We start from the raw sequence: 20,113 nt of genomic DNA on the forward strand, positions 1-20,113 counted from the left end.
TGAAAAATGTTATTCCTATGGCTGTTTAGGTAAACAAACCAGACGGATACGGAGAAAAGCAATATCAAAACCAGATACAGCGATAATTCGAATACTATGTAAATCACATCCCTGATTTTCATCCAATTTAAATTCAAACTTTATTACATTGTCATTTTTTAATTCTGTTGTTTTTAGAGCAGAGGCAAAACATTGTCCGGTAGATTTATCATATCCACGAAGTTCCAAATGTACCCTGTGAGTAATAAGATGAACGGAATGAGGGATATATAGCCGTATTTTTGCAGTTACACTTTCCCCCTGCCGAGCAATTAATGTTTCCGTCTGATTTTCCAGGCGGATACCCCCACAACGGTAGGCTGAAAGCGGACCACAAACTCGACACATTCGGGTTTCGCTACATCCCGTGGTTATCCCTGCGTTGCCAAATAAAGAGGTTTCCATCAATGTCCCGCATCGTTGGCATGGTTCAGATGTTTTTAACGTACTAAGCAATTGATCATAATGCAGTAAATCAAAGGCATCAAAACTTGCACGGCTTTCATGCAATAATGACACCATTATTTTTTCCCATTGAGCAATTAGCAGCTGAATAAGCGCATTATCCCGCACAAGTTCTTTGTTATTTTCCAGAGAGTGAGAAGCTTCATATTTTTTTAGCGAAAAAAGAGCCAGCCGCTCAATATCCATAAGCTTTGTACGCAAAGCAGATAATTGCTCAGCCACCGTATCACCTAACCACGCATCAATAGAACGCAACAACCGATGCCCATGAATGCTCTCTTCCAATACCGTCTTAATCCATGCAATGGCCTTGGAAACTGATTCCGATTCGCCATGCTCAGGTTGAACTGTCGGCAAAGATTGTTTTTCATTCTTCAGCGACAATTGCAATGTTGGATCACCAAGCAACGCGAACGTGAAAGGCTGTCCAAGTGCAGTACAAGTGTCATTCAATGCTGCCGCGATTTGCCCAAGAGGCACTTTTTCTTTCGCCATTTTTCTCAATAATGTCAGAAGGTAATCCGGGGCAATCAGTGGGCGGATAGGTGCTAAAACAGCAGCAGGCCACCCTTCCGTCAATGCCAAAGTCATTGATACCGGAGAGGGATAAAGTTCCTCCGCAACATTAAAGCCATTGCAACATATATAATTGATGGCATAAGCACGAATATCCAGCCCATAAAATACGTGAGTCTTCCCATGTGCACGCTTACATCGTCGGGTGATGCTTGAACACCCACATTCAGGCATCAGCGGAAATTCTGTTTCTTCCAACAGCCCGCAAACCGTCAATAAAGGCAATTTAGCATGACTTCCCTCACCATGACTTCTGATCGTTTTCAGCATGGCCGGCTGTGAAAGCAAAACAGCTAATTGCTCTGGATCACTTTCATCACTTGTATATTTATGTTTCGGTGCATCAATCAGAAATTCATTCTGCTCTGAAAGTGAAGGGATTAATAATGATTTAGCGACCAAATAACTGAGGCTGGAAAGAGTTCTTCCACACAAAAAACCGATAGTTTTGCCAGCATGAGCAGCCATTTCCAGCATACTGGCAACAAAGCCTACTTTCAGTTCATGCGCCATTGCTATAATCAGAATGCTTTTTTCTTTCACTTCCTGCATCAACAATTTAATGCTATCAATGTCGTTGATTGGAATAACGCGATAATCCATGACCTTTGCATATAATAAAGCCATTGGCCAAGTATTTTCATCCATGTTGAATATCGCAACATCCTTGTTATAACTTGTACGCAATTTCTCCGTATACATTTCCTCTATTACTTGGCGCCAGCGAATTTCTTGTGTGGAATTTTCTGGCCGAATAATAGGGATTCCTGATCCAGAATCAACCACATCATTATATTCAGCAAGTGTATTCAACCAATTTATCATATGACTATTCCCCGCAGAAAATATGACAGAGACAAATTAGGTTGCAGGTGTATCCCAAAACCATACTTGCAAAACTTTTCTAATTGCCTGCATGTTCTTAGGAATAGGCGTAACCGCATGCCACGCTGAATCAGTTCTACGAATAATCGCTGAAGTATTTTTTTTCGGTGCAATTTCAACTACAACATCCAGTGGATCAGCAGAACGCAGTAATTGCAAACAGCCCCCCATTTCAGATACCCAATCATCAGTCAGATACATTAGGTGTGTCACTATTTTATGGGGTTTATCCACATGGGGCTGAAAGAAAGAACCTGGGCCGAATTCCCAGAAATGTGCCTGGAATTGCAATTTTCTGACATTATATTCGCTGACATCACTGATACATTCGAGATAATCATCTGATAAGAGATCTCTTGCTACCGCCAACCAAATATCAGCAAGCTCATCATGGGCGTAAGGCTCTTTTTCACCTAACTCCAGAAGAGGGCGAGTTTTGACATTATGTTGATACCATTCTGGTGATCCTGTCTTGCCAAGCGCTTCTGCGAGTTTACGTTGAGAATGATAAGTCCAGTGACTTACCGGAAAAGCATCAGCCGCAATTGTTTCCTTAAACGTATTATCACATGTTGCCCACGGTGAAGGATAATGATCGAGTTTCATACTCCTTAGTGCATCTAAATTCAGGACTTCAGCCATTTTATATATCTCCAATAAATGATGGATTAATTTTTTGGTACATATTCAATCCAGCGCCAAACGTTGTCCAAAAACATAATCAATTGTTTTTTGCTGGAGCAATGACGGATTAAGATCAATCAGGGAAAATAATTGGTTAGGATTATTGATGCCAACCAGAACAGAAACCATCCCTTCACTTGCCAATATTACTTCCAGCGCCAATAGAGACGGAGAACGATTTAATTGTTTTGCAGCATACATCAATCGGTTGATTGCATTTTTTGTACGTATATTGCGATAACCAAGCCCCTTATAGCCTGACAAAGGATGCGCTTGAGGAACGTCTAACACTGAACGGTAACGCCCTCCTAAAAGCCCACGAGCCAGAGGAAGAGCCGCCAGTGCGCCGAGCTGAAATGCCTTGAGGGAAGGTTGTATTTCTTTATAGCTCTGGTAATTCAATATATTTACGGGATTCTGTATGCTGGCGGGTGGCTCTCCTGCCATTGCCTGAGCAATACGACAGTAATGTTCTATTTCTGATGATTTAACGTTGCAGATACCATAACAACGGATTTTTCCTGCTTTTACCCATGATTGCAGAGTAGAGATAGTTTCTTCGGCAGGCGTTAATGGATCAGGTGCATGTAACTGATATAAATCGATATAATCCGTTTTCAAACGTTTAAGGCTGTTGTGCAAACACTGAGTCATTGCTTTTCGGCTCGCACCTTTGGCGGCTTCATCATGACCAAACTTTGTCGCTATCACAACATCATGTCGTCGCCCATATAACGCATCACCTAATGCACTTTCACTCTCACCTTTTCCATAAATATCTGCTGTATCGAAAAAATTAACCCCCATATCCAATGCCGTAGAAACAATGCGCATAACATCCTTTCTATGAACACTTACACCAAAATGGCTTCCTCCAACAGCTAAACGAGATACCCGCAAGCCAATGGTTTTCAAGAAATGGGAACTAGAGTCAATCATTACCAACTAACTCTCATCTGCTGGACATGCCTATCCGCCAATCCTTCATTGATTAAAGCGTCTATATTTCCTTCAGAAAGTGCACGGTATTGTGCCTGAGTCAACTGGTATTCTTGCATCACTTGTTCAGGTTCATTTTCCCAACGAACTTGTACTTCAGGTTTGGAAATTAAATCATCCAGAAGATCATTAACATCTTTCATTTTATTTGTCATAGTTAACTGTCTCTATAAATAAAAAATCGCTTTACATTTCCAATTGTTATTTATCACCTATAGATAATAAATAATCGACATTTATTAATAAGGGAAAAATAAAAAAGGAATAACCCAATATGATATTTATGCTCTTTAATAATTTAAATTAGAAATTTTAAAAATATATTTACATTAACAATGACGTCTAATTCTATAAAAATCAATTAGATTTTTTTGATGGTAATTAACCAAGGGTTTAACAAGATAAACATGATCTTAAAAATAACATTCCTGTTTGTTTTTACAATAAGGAAACAAACAGGATATGAACAGAACAACACAATAATCAAAAGTAACAATAAAAAATAACAATCAAAAACAACAGTCAAATATTATTACAATAATCCCTTACTTTGAAATATGCGTTGATAAATCTCATGTACAATTTGCTCTTTTTTCTTATTGTAATCCATTACTTGATTGACATTATTTTTAGCCGTTATCTTCGCAGCCATATATCGTTCACAATCTTCAGGGTGTTCTTTGAGCCAATCACGAAACCAAATATGCCGAATATATTCAGGACAATCAGGGCCAAAGACATGAAGATTGGTACGAGGCTTCGCCAAACGAAGGCATCGGTGCTGATAAAAGCTTGGTTCGCGAACCGTTAAATCATAACCAAGCCGTTCCAATGCAGGAACATATTTTTCTTCTTGAGCTGGATCTTCCACAATTAGATCAATATCAATAATCGGCTTAGCAGCAAGCCCGGGAACCGCCGTTGACCCAACATGCTCAATATTCAGAACAACGTTTCCAAGCGTTTGTTTGATAGATAAAGAAAGTTGTTGCCATATGGTTATCCATTCAGGATTGTATTCCACAACATCAATTACCTCTTCAACAGGTTTACCATGCACCCAAGGATTTTCATTAGGATCTGATTCAGGGAAGAAGATGATATCTTTGGTATTTATCATTAATTCACTCCTTATTCTTATGCCTATATTTGATAGATTAAATCAGGATAGATGAGGACGTATTAAATAACTACCCAGAAGAATTTATCTCAACTGAGGAAGCCATATTATTATATGGCCTCCTGTAATAATAGAGACATCACCCAACGATGAGTTATTCTTGCAATATTGCTTGTGGCTGTTCAGTAACTGGAATATCTTGCCCAAAGCCACGCAACCCAACAACATGTACATGTTCTTGATTATTGAAAATCTTACGTACCAGTTTATAGGTTGTCCCTTTTTCTGGACTGATATTTTCCGGTGCAGCAATAATTAACTGCATTTGTAGACGTTCACATAACTCAAACAGCGTTGCAATTGACTTCGCATCCAATCGGGCGGCTTCATCAAGGAACAGCAGTCGGCATGGTGAAATATCTTTACCACGCAGACGACATGATTCCTCTTCCCAGCTTTGTACAACCATAACCAAGATGGACATCCCTGTACCAATCGCTTCCCCTGTAGACAAAGCGCCACTTTCCGCTTTTAGCCAGCCATCTGAACCTCGATTGACTTCAACATCCAACTCAAGGTAATTGCGATAATCCAGTAATTCCTCACCAATGGTCTGAGGTAAACGCTGTCCCATATCAATTTGCGGGTTCAAGCGCTGATAAAGCTTCGCCATCGCCTCTGAGAAGGTCAAGCGTTGGCTGTTGAACAGATCCTGATGCTGTTCCTGTTGCTCGGAAAGCACATCCAGCAAGAGAGCATGACTTTCGCGTACATTTACATTCAGACGGACACCGCCAACCTGCCCAAAGGAAACCGCTTGCAAGCCTTGGTTCAGCATACGAATGCGGTTCTGTTCACGTTGAATGGTCTTGCGAATGATATTCGCCACGCTTTTGGAACTAATCGCCAATTTCTGCTCACGAGCGGTTAATTCTTCAGTTAAACGTGCCAGCTCAATTTCCATCTGTTCAATAGCATCAACAGGATCATCCGTACGGATAATATCCTGACGAATACGTTCACGCAGATGTTGGTAAACAGCAACGAAAAATTGGATTTTACGTTCAGGACGTTTCGGATCTTCGGACAAACGCAACGCATCACGCAGGTGCTCATTATCGGATACTGCCAGACGCAATGCCCCCAGCGCTTTATCCGACATTGAACGCAGATCATCACCCTCCATATAGGCCAGTTCGCGACGATGCAAGCGGCGCTCAACGCCGTTGTCTTTCACCATGCGCATAACTGCACACCAACCCGCTTTAGAAGAAACCACCTGCTCACGTTTCTGGTAATAATCACGCTCAGATTTACGCAGTTTCTTCTGGAGGTTTTCCATTTCCGCCTCACAGAATGCGATCTGTTTCTCAAGTTGATTGATGCGGGAACGGTTAGTATTCACTGCCGCGTGGAGCTGATCACGACGTTCACGGGCACGACTTTCTGCGTTAGCATCCGCCTGAACACCAATATCTTTCATCTCCTGCTCAAGCTCTTTCAACATATCTTGCTTAGTGTCATAAGAACTTTTCAGTGATGCCAATACTTGGTTGAACTGTGCATATTGTGCTTGTTGCTGACGCAATTGTTCACGCGCACGACTACGATCGGATTCTGCATGTTCAAGACGCTGACGCAGTTTATCGTTCAGGTCAGCATTTTCACTGAGCATACCGGCAGAGTCGCTGTAACTGAAATGCGCACGGCGTTGCACTACTTCCGTCAAGGCAAAGGCTTGTTGCTTGACCTTATTCTGGCTGTGTTTCGCGGTCTCATAATCTTTCTGCAACTGTTCATGCTGCTGTGGATCACTTTGCAAAACAGAAACCAGTGGCTCAAGTTTGATCAGTGCATTACCGTGTTGTTGCAGGAAACGCGCGGCATCCTGAGCCTCACTCATTTCTTCACGGACTGTGTCCACTCGATCAAGCAGGGTTTCATCCAACAAAATCGTAATTTGTGGAATCAAACGGTTCAATACTGACAGGCTCTCTTTCGCCTGAACAAGTTTCTGCTGATGCTGCTGAGCTTGAGCTTCAAATTGAGATAGCTCACGTTCCAACTCGGTGCGGCGCTGACTCAGGCGGCGAATTTCTGCTTCTGGATCATCATCAAATGCAACAGAAAGGTGTTTACCTACAAAACGGCTGAAAGCCTGATGTGCACGTTGAATTTTCTGAACATCAAACGAAAGTGTCGCATAGCGCTCTGCCAGCGTATCACGCTCAAGACTAAGTGCTTCCAGACGGTTTTCTCTTGCTGCCCGCCCAAATAACGGAACTTCAGGATAACGGGAATAACGCCATTGACGGTCTGATGATTTCACCAGAACCGCGTTTTCCTGCTCTTCAAAATGGAATATGCTGTCATCGAAAGATTGTGGGTCCCCCTCGATCAAATAGAGATCTTCCGGGCAATCTTCTAATGCTTCCAGATGTGGGCGAACCAGTGAGAGATCAGGTACGACGATTGCGTGACGCGCTGGGCCATATAGTGCTGAGAAATAAGGTGCATCATCAATGGTAATGTCATCATAAATTTCAGACAATAAAACACCGCCAAAACGCTCCGCCAATGCAAGCAAACGGCTATCTTCGGCACCGCTTGGCTGACTCAGACGCTCAATCTGTTTTTCCAGTTCACGTTTCTGTGCAGCAATATCATCACGTTCGACAGTAATTTCACGCTCTTGCTCAAGCAATTGCTGCATGTATTCAGTAACATCATGACTGTTTTCGAATGTTTCATTGCACTGCTCACCAAGCTGATTCAAAGCTTCCTGTGCTGCTAACCACACTGGCGCTCGTACTGTCAGCCCCTGAATTTTTTGCTTGAGCTGTTCGAAATCCTGACGTATTTGAATGCGACGTTCGCCACTTTCATTGGCACTCAAGCTCAACGCTTCCAGCTGAGCTTCCAATTCACCCTGCAATGCCTCCAGGTCTTCCGCCTGATATTGCTGATTATGGCGCTTACAGAACTCTTCCAGCAAACGTTCTGCATTTTGCTGGCTGTTCAGACGTTGCTCCAATTCAGCCAACTGGATACGTAAAGGTTGAACTCGCTCAGCCAAATGGCGCTGAGATGACCATTCACGCAATGCTTCACGGGCCACTTGCCATGCTTCACTGCGGCTCACTTCACCAACGATATTTTTTACCAGTTGGTAAGCCTGTTCAAACTGACTATGAGCAGCATCGGCAACACTCAATTTCTGTTCCAGCGCCAACAAATTTTCAGTCGCCTGCTGTGCTTTGGCCTGATAGGTTTCCTGCCACTCGTCAGCATTTTCTATCGATAGATCTGGAAGCTGACAAAGTTCACGGGTACGTTCTAGTGCTTGCAGTGCTTGCTGATACTGAATGGCTCGAGTTTGCTGAACATCCAAAGCTTGTTGATAGTCAGCGAGCTGGCTTTTCAGCTCATCAACTTCTTGCTCTGCTGCTTCAGATATGGCTTCATATTCCACCTGAAGATCTTTCGCTTCTTCTACAACTTCGCTCTGTTCTTCCAGACGGTAAGTCAGTTCTTCAATATCAGATTGATAACGATCAATTTTTTCCTGCTGGCGCATCGCCGTTTGAACCAGATTCAGGTGATCACTGGCCGCTTGGTAATCCATTTCTAAATCAGAAGATGAGCCACTCTGTTCTGCCCGTTCCCTCGACATTTCAACATGACGATATTGTTCAGTAACCAATTGACGACGGCTGCCAAATAACTCACTACGCAAAGCCAATGCCTCATCCAGATGAACGCGACGTTCGTTGGCATGACGCATATAGTCAGCAGAAACATAGGCCGTGGCTTCTGTAATAAGGTGTTTGAAAAGATCACGGTCGGATTGAGTGACACGGATGGCTTCCAGCGTAATGCGGTTTTCACGCAAGGCGGCTTCCATATCCTGAAATGCTTTTCTGACACCGCTGTTTTCCGGCAATAAATAATCACGCAGTGAACGGGTAATCGCACTGGAAATTCCGCCATACAATGATGCTTCTATCAGGCGATAAAATTTGCTGCGGTCACTCGCTGAACGTAAACGTTTTGGGAGCACTCCCAAATCAAACAACAGGGAGTGATAATCCGTAATTGAGTTAAATTGTTTGAACTGAACGCCTTCCATCTCGTCAAGACGTTCCTTTAGTTCATTCAATGGCAGAACCCGCGCCTGACGTTCATTGATATTTTCAGTCAGTAGCTGCGTTGGCTGAATCGATGCAGGAACCCCCTGAATCATAAATGGTTTGATATCAACTTTTCGATCACGTCCAGCCACTTGTTGTAAGCGAACACCAGTGATAATCCGCTGATGGCGGGAGTTAACAACATCCAGCGTGGAATAGCAGACACCTGCCCGCAGCTTACCGTGCAGCCCCTTATCGCGCGAACCACTGGTTGCGCCCGCTTCTGTTGTATTCCGAAAATGAAGCAAGGTTAAATCAGGGATCAATGCGGTCACAAACGCCGCCATTGTGGTTGATTTACCTGCACCGTTACCACCGGATAAGGTCGTCACAAGTTCGTCAAGGTCAAACGTTCTGGCAAAAAAACCGTTCCAATTAACTAACGTCAGTGAGCGAAATTTACCACGTTCAATCATGACTGCTCATCCTCCGCACCTTCTGCTGAATGCCCTGATGCTTCTTCATGTTCATTATCTTCCTGCGATATTTCCCTTTCTACCAGCATGGCTTCACCATCACGGATCATCCGTAATTGTGCCTCGCGTGGGTCATCACCGCTGCGTACATCTGCACCGAAGCGAAATACAGCTTCGGCAATCATAAATTTGTTGCTGTCGTTTTGCAGGAAATAAACCATGCCCAGACGGCGCAGACGGTTTAAAGAAGTGCGGGTTTTTTCCTGCAACTTCTGTTTGTCCAGATCTGAACCTGTTGAACGTTGGTTCACTAATTTCATCAGCTTATTTTCATCTGCCAATGACAGTAATTCTTCGTACAGTTCCTGAAAGGTAAATATTCCCTGATTGGACAGACGCTCTGGGCTAAGGTAGAGGTAACATAAAATTTTACCCACCATCATATCCAATTCAGACAGAACAGATCGTGGGATCAGCGTTGTTGAACGGGGACGCAGGTAGAAAAAACCTTCTGGTGCACGGATTAACTCGACGTTATAACGCGCATAAAACATTTCCAACTCTTCCTGAAAATCCATCAAAAAAGCATGATTATCAAGATCATCCAGACTGATATGACGCCCAGCCCGCAGCTGGCTGTCTAATTCAGGGAAAAGTGTATTGGATAATGCCTGAGCCAGTTTCACTGGCATAAATTGTTCAATATGTGTCGATGACATGTGCCTGCACCTTGGCTCCGTAATCATTAATCGCTAACCATTCCGCTGGCAACCCAGAGAAATCCGCTTCTGCAACCCCTAACCTTACTGCTTGATCCACCAAGATACGCGCTACATCAAAATGACGTTTACGTGGATACTGAGCAAGGTAGTCGCGCAGTACAGCCCCCAAATCCAGTGGAAGTTTTGCCTGTTGGTAAACCGCCAGCGCCTGCTCGACCATTTCAGCCAATTGTTCATTGATTTCACTAAACTCTTCGTATTCCATTTCTGGCGGTAATTCTCCCATTACCACTTCATTACGCAGAGTCAGTTCTTCATCCCGCATATACAGAAAACGTTCTGCATTAGCCACGGTCAGTGCCCATGGACTATCAAAATAGTGTTGGACGGATTGACGAAGACGCTGGGCAAAAATACGGTTTTTATCCATATCAATGGCGGTTCGGATAAATTTGTGAACGTGGCGGTCATAACCTATCCACAAATCAATAGCTTGTTGCCCCCAACTGATAATACGATCCAGCTTGCTTTGTAAGTCAAAGACCAGTTTATCCACCAGCTCAAAGCCCACGCTGTCCATATTAGCAGCTTGAATGCGCAATAAATTGGCCTGTAATTTATCACCCGCCGCCTCCAATGTATCCTGAAGCTCCCGCAGTGTGCCGGAGGTTTCAGACAGCAGCTGTTCACAATTGGCGATGGCGGCCTGCCAATCCTGATTGAGTAGTGCGGCGATATCGGTTTTTACGCTGTTTTGCTGTTCATCCATTAAGCGCTGGGACATATCAATACTGTCAAAAATTTCAGCCACGGAATATTTGAGAGGGGAAAAAACATTGCGATGCCAATGGAGTTCATCACCACCTTCTTCGGCCGCCTCAGCCGCCCGATGTAATTCATTGGCAACGATGGATAACTGCATGGAAAGACGCAATGTGGAGAATTCACGCTGGCGAATATAATAATCACTGATACCAATTCCCAACGGGGTTAAGCGATAAATAGCATTACCATCCGCCAATTCACTGGTAAAACGGTTAAGTAATTTCTGACGAACCATATCGTTAATGGCATTGTTCGCTCTGACAGATATTGCTTCAGAAGTCTGCTCAAAACCTTTACACACTTCACGGAAAGCATCCACAAGCTCTCCTTCACTCATTTCACCGTCGAACCGTTCACTATTCAATACGGCTATTGCCAGTAAAAAAGCCAACCGTTCTGGCGGCAACGAAATTGAAAAGTCATTTTTTCTGGCCCAGGACACAAGCTCAGGAACAGTCTGGGAATATTCACTCATAATTTGCTCTTTAAGGTAGGCTTGCGTGCCATCACATGAATGTAGCGCCCCAGGCTGATATAGGGCTCCTGTCTGCAATAACGTTGTTCAAGTTCAAGCAACGCTGGAAAATCTGCGTTTTGTAATTGACGACTTTGCAGGTAATCGTGAAAAACCCTCACGCCTGTTTTACCTGTTATTTCCATCTGGAGTTCAGTTAGCCATTGATATACCTGTTCTGGCACTAATGGGTTCTGAGGTGATAGAGAACGTTTTCGACGACGCTGAATATTGGGTGTTGCTAAATGAAAATTACCCAAGATGGCGTTACGCATGACCAACCCATTTGCATTATAAAACATTAATGAGAGTGCACCACCGGGCGCTATTATATCTCCCAATGTCTCTATTGCGTCTTTTTGGTCAGTGATCCACTCTAATACAGCATGAAATAGAATCAGATCAACAGGCTGTTCAATATGCCGGTGAATTTCCTGTACCGAGCTTTGGATAAATTGCATTTGATGAAGAACATCCCGCTCTTCGGCGTTATGTTTCGCTCTCTGGACCATCTCTTCTGATAGATCACAAAGTATGACCTGATGCCCCAATTCAGCTAATTGGCAAGCCATATTCCCTTCACCGCCTCCCGCATCCAAAATGCGTAAAGGGCGTTGAGGCAAATGATTCAGCAATTCGTTAATATCCTGCCAGACAACGGCCTGCCTGATTTTACCCTTGGTTGTGCCGTAAATATTACGCGAAAATTTGTCTGCAATATCATCGAAATTGCGATCCAGCATGAAAAACTGCCCCACTTATAAGCTAAGTTGAATTTATCTATTGAGTAGTTATGCTATCTACTGCTATTTTTACTACTGTTATTTTGGCACAGTAATCATTTAATTAACTACTTTTAGCCTTAAATTTGCCCCTGTGCGATTATAATTCAACCAGAACAAGGCCAATCAATGTTATTCCTACTAAAAAAATATATCGGCTCGCTATTAATGCCTTTGCCGTTGATTATTATCGTCTCTTTTGCAGCGCTATTGTTACTGTGGTTTACCCGTTGGCAAAAAACAGGGAAAACCATTTTATCACTCAGTTGGCTTATATTGCTTTTATTTAGTTTACAACCTATCGCAGATAAACTCTTACTTCCTGTCGAAGGGAAATATGTTCAGCGCTATGAGCCAGAGACTACAATTCCTGTATTCATAAATCCCGTAAAATATATTGTAGTTCTTGGGGGTGGTTTTACTTATAACCCCCAGTGGGCTCCCAGCGCCAATCTTATCAGCAATAGCTTACCCAGAGTGGCAGAAGGTATTCGGTTATATCACCTTAACCCTGGCGCTAAAATGATTTTCACCGGTGGTAAAGGCGTTAATGCAATTAGCAGTGCCGAAGTTGCCGCTATGGTAGCACAATCTATGGGAATTCCTGTAGAAGACACGATAGCATTAAAAAAACCTTTAGATACAGAAGAAGAAGCTGCTGAGGTTGAAAAAGTAGTCGGGCAACAACCATTTATTCTTGTTACTTCCGCCAATCATATGGAAAGATCACTCAATTTTTTTGAACAACGGGGTCTATATCCCATTGCAGGCCCAGCCAATCAATTAGCTGTAACAACACCTTTGTATCCGTGGGAAAAATATATTCCTTCCCCCTACTATTTATCACACACGGAACGCGCTTGGTATGAAACCTTAGGACGTATCTGGCAGGCCATTAAGCCTGCAAATAAGGGTATGAAAACCGAAAAATCAGAAGATTCTCAATAAAAAAGTGATGAGAAATAACACCTGATTGAAAAGAAAAAAGCGGAAGAAGAGAGGGGAAAAAGAGAATGCGGTATTACATTACGGCATTCTCTTTTAAATCACACCCGATTGATATTCATATAAAATTGGTATTCATATAAAACAAGAAGATCAACACGCTACAAAAGCGTTTCTGGCAGCTTCCAGATCTTCTGGTGTATCAACACCTGCACCGGGTGCTTGCAGCGCTTTTGCTACATGAATTTTTTCACCGTACCAAAGCACTCTTAATTGTTCGAGCATTTCAATACTTTCCAATGGACTTGGAGCCCACTGAACATAGCGCCGAATAAACCCTGCCCGGTAGGCATAAATTCCTATATGACGCAGGAAATTGTCTCCAATAGTCTCTTTTGATTGCATAAAGAGATCACGTTCCCACGGGATCGTAGCGCGAGAAAAATAGAGCGCATAACCTTTCGAATCCATAACGACCTTGACCGCATTAGGATTGAATGCCTCTTCCGCATCTTGGATCTGTACGGCAAGAGTTGCCATTCCAGCATCACTACCAGCTAAATTATCGGCCACTTGCTTAATGATCTGTTCTGGAATAAGGGGTTCATCACCCTGCACATTCACAATAATTTCATCATCAGCAAATTGGTATTTATCGATAACCTCAGCCAAACGCTCTGTACCTGAATGGTGATTTTCGCTTGTCATGCAAGCCTCACCCCCTGCGGCAGTCACTGCATCAAAAACGTCTCGATTGTCTGTCGCCACAATAACCCGCTCAGCACCAGAACGGACAGCCCGTTCCATCACACGCACAATCATTGGTTTGCCATGAATATCGGCCAATGGTTTTCCAGGTAAACGCGTTGAAGCAAAACGTGCTGGAATGATAACGGTAAACATGGGTTATTTGTTTTCCTCTGTAGGCAAGACACGTGCTTCATTCTCTAGCAACACAGGAATGCCATCACGGAAAGGAAAAGCGAGGCGATCAAGTTTGCAAATCAGTTCAAAGTTTTCTTTATCATAACTGAGCTTGCCATGGCATACCGGACAAGCAATGATTTCGAGTAAACGGTGATCCATATATCCCCCAAGTAACGGGCTTTAAATTCAATGCGGCTCAGAATACCACAAGCCATGTATCACCGTTAACTTTGTTGCTTTGTTTAATTTCCCTTATTTTGTTTAATATGGCGAGAATTGCCCAATATTATTGGCGAGGGTTTAATTCTGGAAGCAAGGCACGAATATCGTTCAATACTTTTTGCCCTTTTTCCTTTGGTAAGTCCGCGTGTACAGGCAAATACCACCAGTTAGATTGCGCAAATTGGAAACATTTAACCGCATCTTTTTCTGTCATCAATAAATTTTGATCACTATTTGCCAAAGCCAATAACTGGGATTTTTCGTAAGACTGATGATCAGCAAAAGCGTGGGTTTTCTGTAAGCTAGCCCCTAATTGCTGCAATGTCGCGAAAAAACGCGGTGGATGACCAATCCCCGCCATCGCGATGCCATTATGAATATCAGTGACTTTTCGCGTTTCCCCAGTCAATAAGTTAACCGCCAAATCTCCCTTTAGAGTCATTGGCAATTCACCTGCCTCCGCTGTTCCACCATTGACAATGATCGTGTTAACGCTATTCAAGCGCCCTGCCAATTCTCGCATGGGCCCGGCAGGCAACCAACAGCCATTGCCAAAACGACGAACGCCATCAATTACCACAATTTCATAATCACGCTGCAAGGCATAATGTTGAAGGCCATCATCTGTAATTACGATATCAACCGGAGAGTGTGCCAATAATGCTTTAATAGCTTCAACCCGTTTTGGTGCCACCGCAACAGGTGCACCAGTACGGCGACGAATTAAAACAGGCTCATCTCCTGCTTGTGCCGTTGTGACTTCCTCTGTAACTAGTAGCGGGTAATGTTCCGATTTTCCACCATAACCACGCGAAACAACGCCAACCCGATAGCCTTTTTGCTGCAACTGCTCAACCAGCCAAATAACAACAGGGGTTTTACCATTCCCCCCTGCCGTCAAATTGCCGACCACAACAACAGGCACGGGTGCTTTCCAAGAACGACTCAATCCTAGCTTATAGCTTAAACGACGTAAGCCAATTACCAGCCCATAAAGGGCTGATAATGGTAATAATACGATGTAAAGCCATGAGCGGCCTGACCATATGCGTTCAATCATTGGCCAAACTGCATCCTATGTAACTGTGCATATGCTCCTTCGTTCCCCAACAGGGCAGCATGATTACCCCTTTCTATGATATTTCCATCTTCAATGACGATAATTTCATCGGCCTTTTCAATAGTAGAAAGACGGTGGGCAATGACCAATGAAGTTCTGTTTTTCTGCAATTCATCTAGAGCGGCCTGAATTGCACGTTCAGACTCTGTATCCAATGCAGAGGTTGCTTCATCCAAAATTAAAATCGGAGAATCACGCAATAAAGCACGGGCAATAGCAATACGCTGACGCTGTCCCCCGGAAAGCAAAACGCCATTCTCACCAACCATGGTATCAAGGCCGTTATCCAGCTTTTTGATAAAATCCATTGCATAAGCCATTTCTGCCGCTCGCTCTATCTCTTCACGGCTAAATTGTCCTTCACTGGCGTAAGCAATGTTATTGGCAACCGTATCATTGAATAGATGCACATTTTGTGACACCAACGCAATTTGGTTACGCAGTGAAGCCAGCGTATATTCTCGCAGGTCATGATCGTCCAATATTATCCCACCTTTATTCACGTCATAAAAACGAGTGAGGAGATTAGCAATTGTCGATTTACCTGATCCTGAGCGTCCAACCAATGCAATAGTTTTTCCCGCTGGGATCGTCATTGAAATATTTTTCAGTGCAGGGTGATCTTTGGTTGGATAACAGAAAGTGACATCACGAAATTCAATATTACCTTTTGCTTTTTTGACTTCCAATTTACCGTCATCTTTTTCCTGCTCCATATCCAAAATAGCAAATAAAGTCTGGCACGCAGCCATACCGCGTTGGAATTGAGCGTTCACGTTAGTCAGAGATTTCAATGGACGCATCAGGGCAATCATGGATGAAAATACGACGGTGATTTTCCCTGCGGTTAAAGCACCCATAATTTCAGGAAAACTGGCCGCATACAGGATAAATGCCAGTGCAAAAGAAGCAATAAGCTGAATAATCGGATCTGAAATGGAATCAGCGGAAACCATCTTCATGCCCTGTTGGCGCATATGGTTGCTGACTTTGTTGAAGCGTTTGGTTTCAACTTTTTGACCACCGAAAATTAAAACTTCTTTATGCCCTTTCAGCATTTGTTCGGCACTGGTTGTCACCATCCCCATGCTATTCTGCATATTCTTACTGATGTTACGAAAGCGCACAGAAACAAGACGAATAACACCCGCAACTATCGGTGCAATTACAATCAAAATGAGGGAAAGTTCCCAACTGTAATAGAACATCAGTATAAACAGGCCAATAATTGATGCCCCTTCCCTAACAACCGTCACTAATGCACTGGAAGAGGAGGAAGCAACCTGTTCTGAATCATATGTAATACGAGAAAGCAAAGTTCCCGTGGATTGCTGGTCGAAAAAGGAAACAGGCATCCCCATCATATGGTTGAACAGACGACGACGCATCTGCATAACTACTTTGCCTGATACCCAAGAGATACAATAACTCGATATAAAACCAGATATGCCACGCAACAACATCAAACCGATAACAACCAGTGGCATCCACTTCAATACGCTAATATCTGCCTTGCCAAAACCTTCATCAAGCAAAGGCTTCAACAAGGAAATCATCAAGGTATCACCGGCAGCATTAATAATTAGCGCAACCGCCGCAACTAACAGGCCGACTTTAAAAGGGGTGATGCTCGGCCACAATCGACGGAAGGTCTGCCAAGTAGAAAGGTCTTTATCATTCATTATTGAGTTACCAAAACCAAAAGAAATAGCGAATCATTCTACTCATGATCGCCACGAATACCAAACCACTGATGATACCACCGTGACATTATTTGTTGTCGATAACCTTTTAATTTAATGTGATCATGATAAAAATAGCCTGTTATCTGACCAGATACTGCTGTACTATGCCATTCAACTCCAACATTTTCATAACGTTGCTTCACTTTCATTGAAGGCAGTCTCCACGGGCTATAGCGTGCTACTGAAGTCAAAGCATATTGAGGCATAACTCTACGTATAAATACCGAAGTTGAAGAGGTGTTACTCCCATGATGAGGTACTTGCAGTATTGTTGCATTCAGATGACTCTTCTCAAGCTCCGATAAGCGATATTCGCCCTGTTTCTCCAAATCCCCCGTTAATAATAGACTATGCTTACCATCATCAATGCGGATTACGCAAGATTGATCATTTCCAACAATAGCTACCTTTTCTGGTGGCCAGAGGACTTTAAAATTCAACCCTTGCCACATCCATTGCTCACCACGAACACAAGGTAAGTGGGCATGATTCAATGAAGGACTTCTAATTTGGATATCAGGGTATTTTTCATTTATGTACGCAGCTCCTCCCGTATGATCCAAATGATCATGACTAAGGATTATCTGTTCTGGCAATAATCGATGCCAACGCAAATAAGGTACAATGATTTTTTCTGCCATACTGCCCGTTTCCCAGCGATTACCTGTATCAAAAACGATCGCCTTTCCTCCTTTATCAATCACCACAGCCAATCCATGCCCTACATCCAGCATTGAAAAACGCCATTGATAATCATTGGAACGCTTTGAATAACAGGCAATAATTCCAATACAAATTCCCAACAACCATTTATAAGATTTCCACCAACCTAAACGCCAAATCACAACTAAAAACCATCCGGCTAACGTAATAATGATTGGATAATTTCCTGTTTCAACCCATGAATACGTTAAAACAGATAGAGGAGTTACAGCGAGTGAAATACTATAATCAACAAGTTGCCATAGAAATGGCTGGATAACTGGAAGAAAAATACAAACTATTCCCAACATAACTAATGGCACAGATAAGAAAGAGATAATCGGAACAGCCCATAGATTAGCTACCAATGATGCAATATTAATACCCTGAAATAATAAAAGCTGTAACGGCAACAGCATTAACATCATGCCCAATTGCATATGCAATCCACGCAGCCATATCCATTGCCAACCATAGCGTATTTGTTCTGGCAAAGGCATCCAATAAAACCAAAATAACAGAGCCATAACTGCAATAAATGAAAGCCAGAAGCTATCAGAAAGTATTGCTAAAGGGTCGAAAAGTAAAATAATCGCAGCACTCCATAAAGCCCATTGCCATGAAAAACAAAGCCTGCTTTTACATCGTAAATAAATCCATAAGGTGAGTCCCAATATTGCCCTAACAGCCGGAATTCCCCAACCAGATAACCATCCATACAGCATTGCGGTTAACCAACCCATAATTAATGGGAAACGAAATCCAATCCATTTTGTAGGAAAAAAGAATTGCATCATTCTCGCCAAACTCCAGCCAAATAAGCTGGCCATAGTGATATGTAGCCCTGAAATCGCCATCAGATGAGCAATACCAGTTTGCTGTAATAGCAAACGAGTCGATTTATCCAGCCACGCCCTTTCACCAAATGCAAGAGCTAAAGCAACACCAGCCTGTTTTAGTGGCTGAATTTCTGGCAACAACTTATTAATGATATCTTGTCGGAGGTTACAATTTTTATTGAGCAGTTTTGCCTGAATAATTTTTCCATTCAACGGCTGATGTATAGAAAGTGAATATCGTTGATTATCATAACTACCATGATTTAATTGAGCATGGACAGCTCTCAGTTTCATGGTCACCTGCCATTTCTGACCAGCGCATAGCAATTCTTGCGAGTTCCACAATACTGATGCATATAAGGCGGGAAAAATATGTTTCCCATTACTTTCGATCAGTCTGATACGATAACGCGCCTTTTTATCATTCTCCTTCGCTTTATTTTCCAAAGATACGCTATCAATCATAACAATTGCGGTGCGGGAAGTTTCGCTGAAATAGGTTATCTGCGCCAATATCTGATGACTATGCCAACATCCGAAAATAAAAACCCATAGCCCCAATGATATTAGTCGTATGATTTTATAAGGAAAAAGCAATAAGGAAAATGCAAGTAGAATCAGGTGATTAATGGTTTTTTGTTGAGGGAGATCGGCAAGGAATAATAAGGGAAAAATTCCCAATACAATGGCTAATGCAGCCAAATTTATATTGAGAATAGGCCTCATTTTTCGCCAAATAATGAATAAATAAGTAAAGGGAAAAAATATTATGGGCTGCATCCATTATGCCTCTATGCTGACATTCCATTCACGCAAGAAAGCCTATTGCATAATAAGCCTGACGACCAGTCAGAGAAATTATATTGTGGAATCACTTCACAAATTAATTTTCAAACAGAAGAATCGATTATCAAGATAATACAGTCATCATCACAAAAATCGGATATGCAAAAGTTGAATATGCAAAAGTTAGGTATACAAAAAAAAACGGCACCCGGAGGCGCCGTTAGTTTAATTAAGTAATAACTGATATCTTAGCTATTGCTATAGATATTTACGCGATCACGTAACTCTTTGCCAGGTTTAAAGTGGGGAACATATTTACCGTCCAATTCCACTTTATCACCCGTTTTTGGGTTACGACCCACACGCGGAGCCCGGTAGTGAAGAGAAAAGCTGCCGAATCCGCGAACTTCAATACGTTCACCTGCGGCTAGTGTTTCTGCCATATGATCAAGCATTTCTTTCACTGCATCTTCAACGACTTTAGCCGACATGTGAGATTGTTGCTCTGTAAGTCTTTCGATTAATTCAGACTTGGTCATGGTACCTCCCTAAACTACCGCATTCGGGTAATATTATCATTATAGAGAATATTACCCGAGTTACGACTTAA

General features: G+C 42.7%; 16 protein-coding genes. 1 reads left to right on the top strand and 15 read right to left on the bottom strand.

Going from position 1 to position 20,113, the window contains the following annotated elements; all coding sequences use genetic code 11:
- Positions 1-15 precede the first annotated feature (15 nt).
- From PSI14_RS11260 to cmoM, 9 genes are all read right to left on the bottom strand, one after another.
- The gene (locus PSI14_RS11260) at positions 16-1,905 is read right to left on the bottom strand and encodes a hypothetical protein (RefSeq protein ID WP_273575972.1); all 1,890 of its coding nucleotides are present in this window, start codon (positions 1,903-1,905) and stop codon (positions 16-18) included.
- 36 nt (positions 1,906-1,941) lie between these two features.
- A complete protein-coding gene (locus PSI14_RS11265) occupies positions 1,942-2,607 on the bottom strand; it encodes a 2OG-Fe(II) oxygenase (protein WP_273575973.1) in 666 nt (221 codons plus the stop codon).
- 45 nt (positions 2,608-2,652) lie between these two features.
- Positions 2,653-3,588 (bottom strand): aldo/keto reductase, encoded by a 936-nt coding sequence (locus tag PSI14_RS11270; protein WP_273575974.1) that lies wholly within the window; start codon positions 3,586-3,588, stop codon positions 2,653-2,655.
- A complete protein-coding gene (locus tag PSI14_RS11275) occupies positions 3,588-3,803 on the bottom strand; it encodes a hypothetical protein (protein WP_273575975.1) in 216 nt (71 codons plus the stop codon). Before PSI14_RS11275 ends, PSI14_RS11270 begins: the two co-directional genes overlap by 1 nt.
- A gap of 377 nt (positions 3,804-4,180) precedes the next feature.
- Positions 4,181-4,768 (bottom strand): GrpB family protein, encoded by a 588-nt coding sequence (locus PSI14_RS11280; protein ID WP_273575976.1) that lies wholly within the window; start codon positions 4,766-4,768, stop codon positions 4,181-4,183.
- Between the two features lie 154 nt (positions 4,769-4,922).
- Positions 4,923-9,374, bottom strand: a complete 4,452-nt coding sequence (gene mukB, locus PSI14_RS11285) for a chromosome partition protein MukB (RefSeq protein WP_273575977.1) — start codon at positions 9,372-9,374, stop codon at positions 4,923-4,925.
- Complete coding sequence (gene mukE, locus PSI14_RS11290) at positions 9,371-10,093, bottom strand: chromosome partition protein MukE (protein ID WP_273575978.1); 723 nt, start codon at positions 10,091-10,093, stop codon at positions 9,371-9,373. Before mukE ends, mukB begins: the two co-directional genes overlap by 4 nt.
- Positions 10,074-11,396, bottom strand: coding sequence for a chromosome partition protein MukF (gene mukF, locus PSI14_RS11295; protein WP_273575979.1), 1,323 nt, complete (start codon positions 11,394-11,396; stop codon positions 10,074-10,076). Before mukF ends, mukE begins: the two co-directional genes overlap by 20 nt.
- Positions 11,393-12,178 (bottom strand): tRNA uridine 5-oxyacetic acid(34) methyltransferase CmoM, encoded by a 786-nt coding sequence (gene cmoM, locus PSI14_RS11300; protein ID WP_273575980.1) that lies wholly within the window; start codon positions 12,176-12,178, stop codon positions 11,393-11,395. The genes mukF and cmoM overlap by 4 nt, the downstream gene beginning before the upstream one ends.
- A 168-nt stretch (positions 12,179-12,346) precedes the next feature.
- On the opposite strand from cmoM, the gene elyC reads away from it, so the two are divergent.
- Positions 12,347-13,165, top strand: coding sequence for an envelope biogenesis factor ElyC (gene elyC, locus PSI14_RS11305; protein WP_273575981.1), 819 nt, complete (start codon positions 12,347-12,349; stop codon positions 13,163-13,165).
- Between the two features lie 150 nt (positions 13,166-13,315).
- Here the strand turns inward: elyC and kdsB are convergent, their stop codons facing one another.
- The 6 genes from kdsB to ihfB form a co-directional block, all read right to left on the bottom strand.
- A complete protein-coding gene (gene kdsB / locus PSI14_RS11310) occupies positions 13,316-14,065 on the bottom strand; it encodes a 3-deoxy-manno-octulosonate cytidylyltransferase (protein ID WP_273575982.1) in 750 nt (249 codons plus the stop codon).
- A gap of 3 nt (positions 14,066-14,068) precedes the next feature.
- Entirely contained in the window at positions 14,069-14,248 is a 180-nt protein-coding gene (locus PSI14_RS11315; protein WP_086110168.1) for a Trm112 family protein, read from the bottom strand.
- A 127-nt stretch (positions 14,249-14,375) separates the two neighbouring features.
- Positions 14,376-15,371, bottom strand: coding sequence for a tetraacyldisaccharide 4'-kinase (gene lpxK, locus PSI14_RS11320; RefSeq protein WP_273575983.1), 996 nt, complete (start codon positions 15,369-15,371; stop codon positions 14,376-14,378).
- On the bottom strand, positions 15,368-17,116 hold the full coding sequence (msbA, locus tag PSI14_RS11325) for a lipid A ABC transporter ATP-binding protein/permease MsbA (RefSeq protein WP_273576003.1): 1,749 nt from the start codon (positions 17,114-17,116) through the stop codon (positions 15,368-15,370). The genes lpxK and msbA overlap by 4 nt, the downstream gene beginning before the upstream one ends.
- A gap of 35 nt (positions 17,117-17,151) precedes the next feature.
- A complete protein-coding gene (locus tag PSI14_RS11330; protein ID WP_273575984.1) occupies positions 17,152-19,443 on the bottom strand; it encodes a ComEC family protein in 2,292 nt (763 codons plus the stop codon).
- 308 nt (positions 19,444-19,751) lie between these two features.
- On the bottom strand, positions 19,752-20,042 hold the full coding sequence (ihfB, locus tag PSI14_RS11335; protein ID WP_273553812.1) for an integration host factor subunit beta: 291 nt from the start codon (positions 20,040-20,042) through the stop codon (positions 19,752-19,754).
- Positions 20,043-20,113 lie beyond the last annotated feature (71 nt).

Source organism: Xenorhabdus anantnagensis, assembly GCF_028598555.1.
In the GTDB taxonomy this organism is placed as follows: domain Bacteria; phylum Pseudomonadota; class Gammaproteobacteria; order Enterobacterales; family Enterobacteriaceae; genus Xenorhabdus; species Xenorhabdus anantnagensis.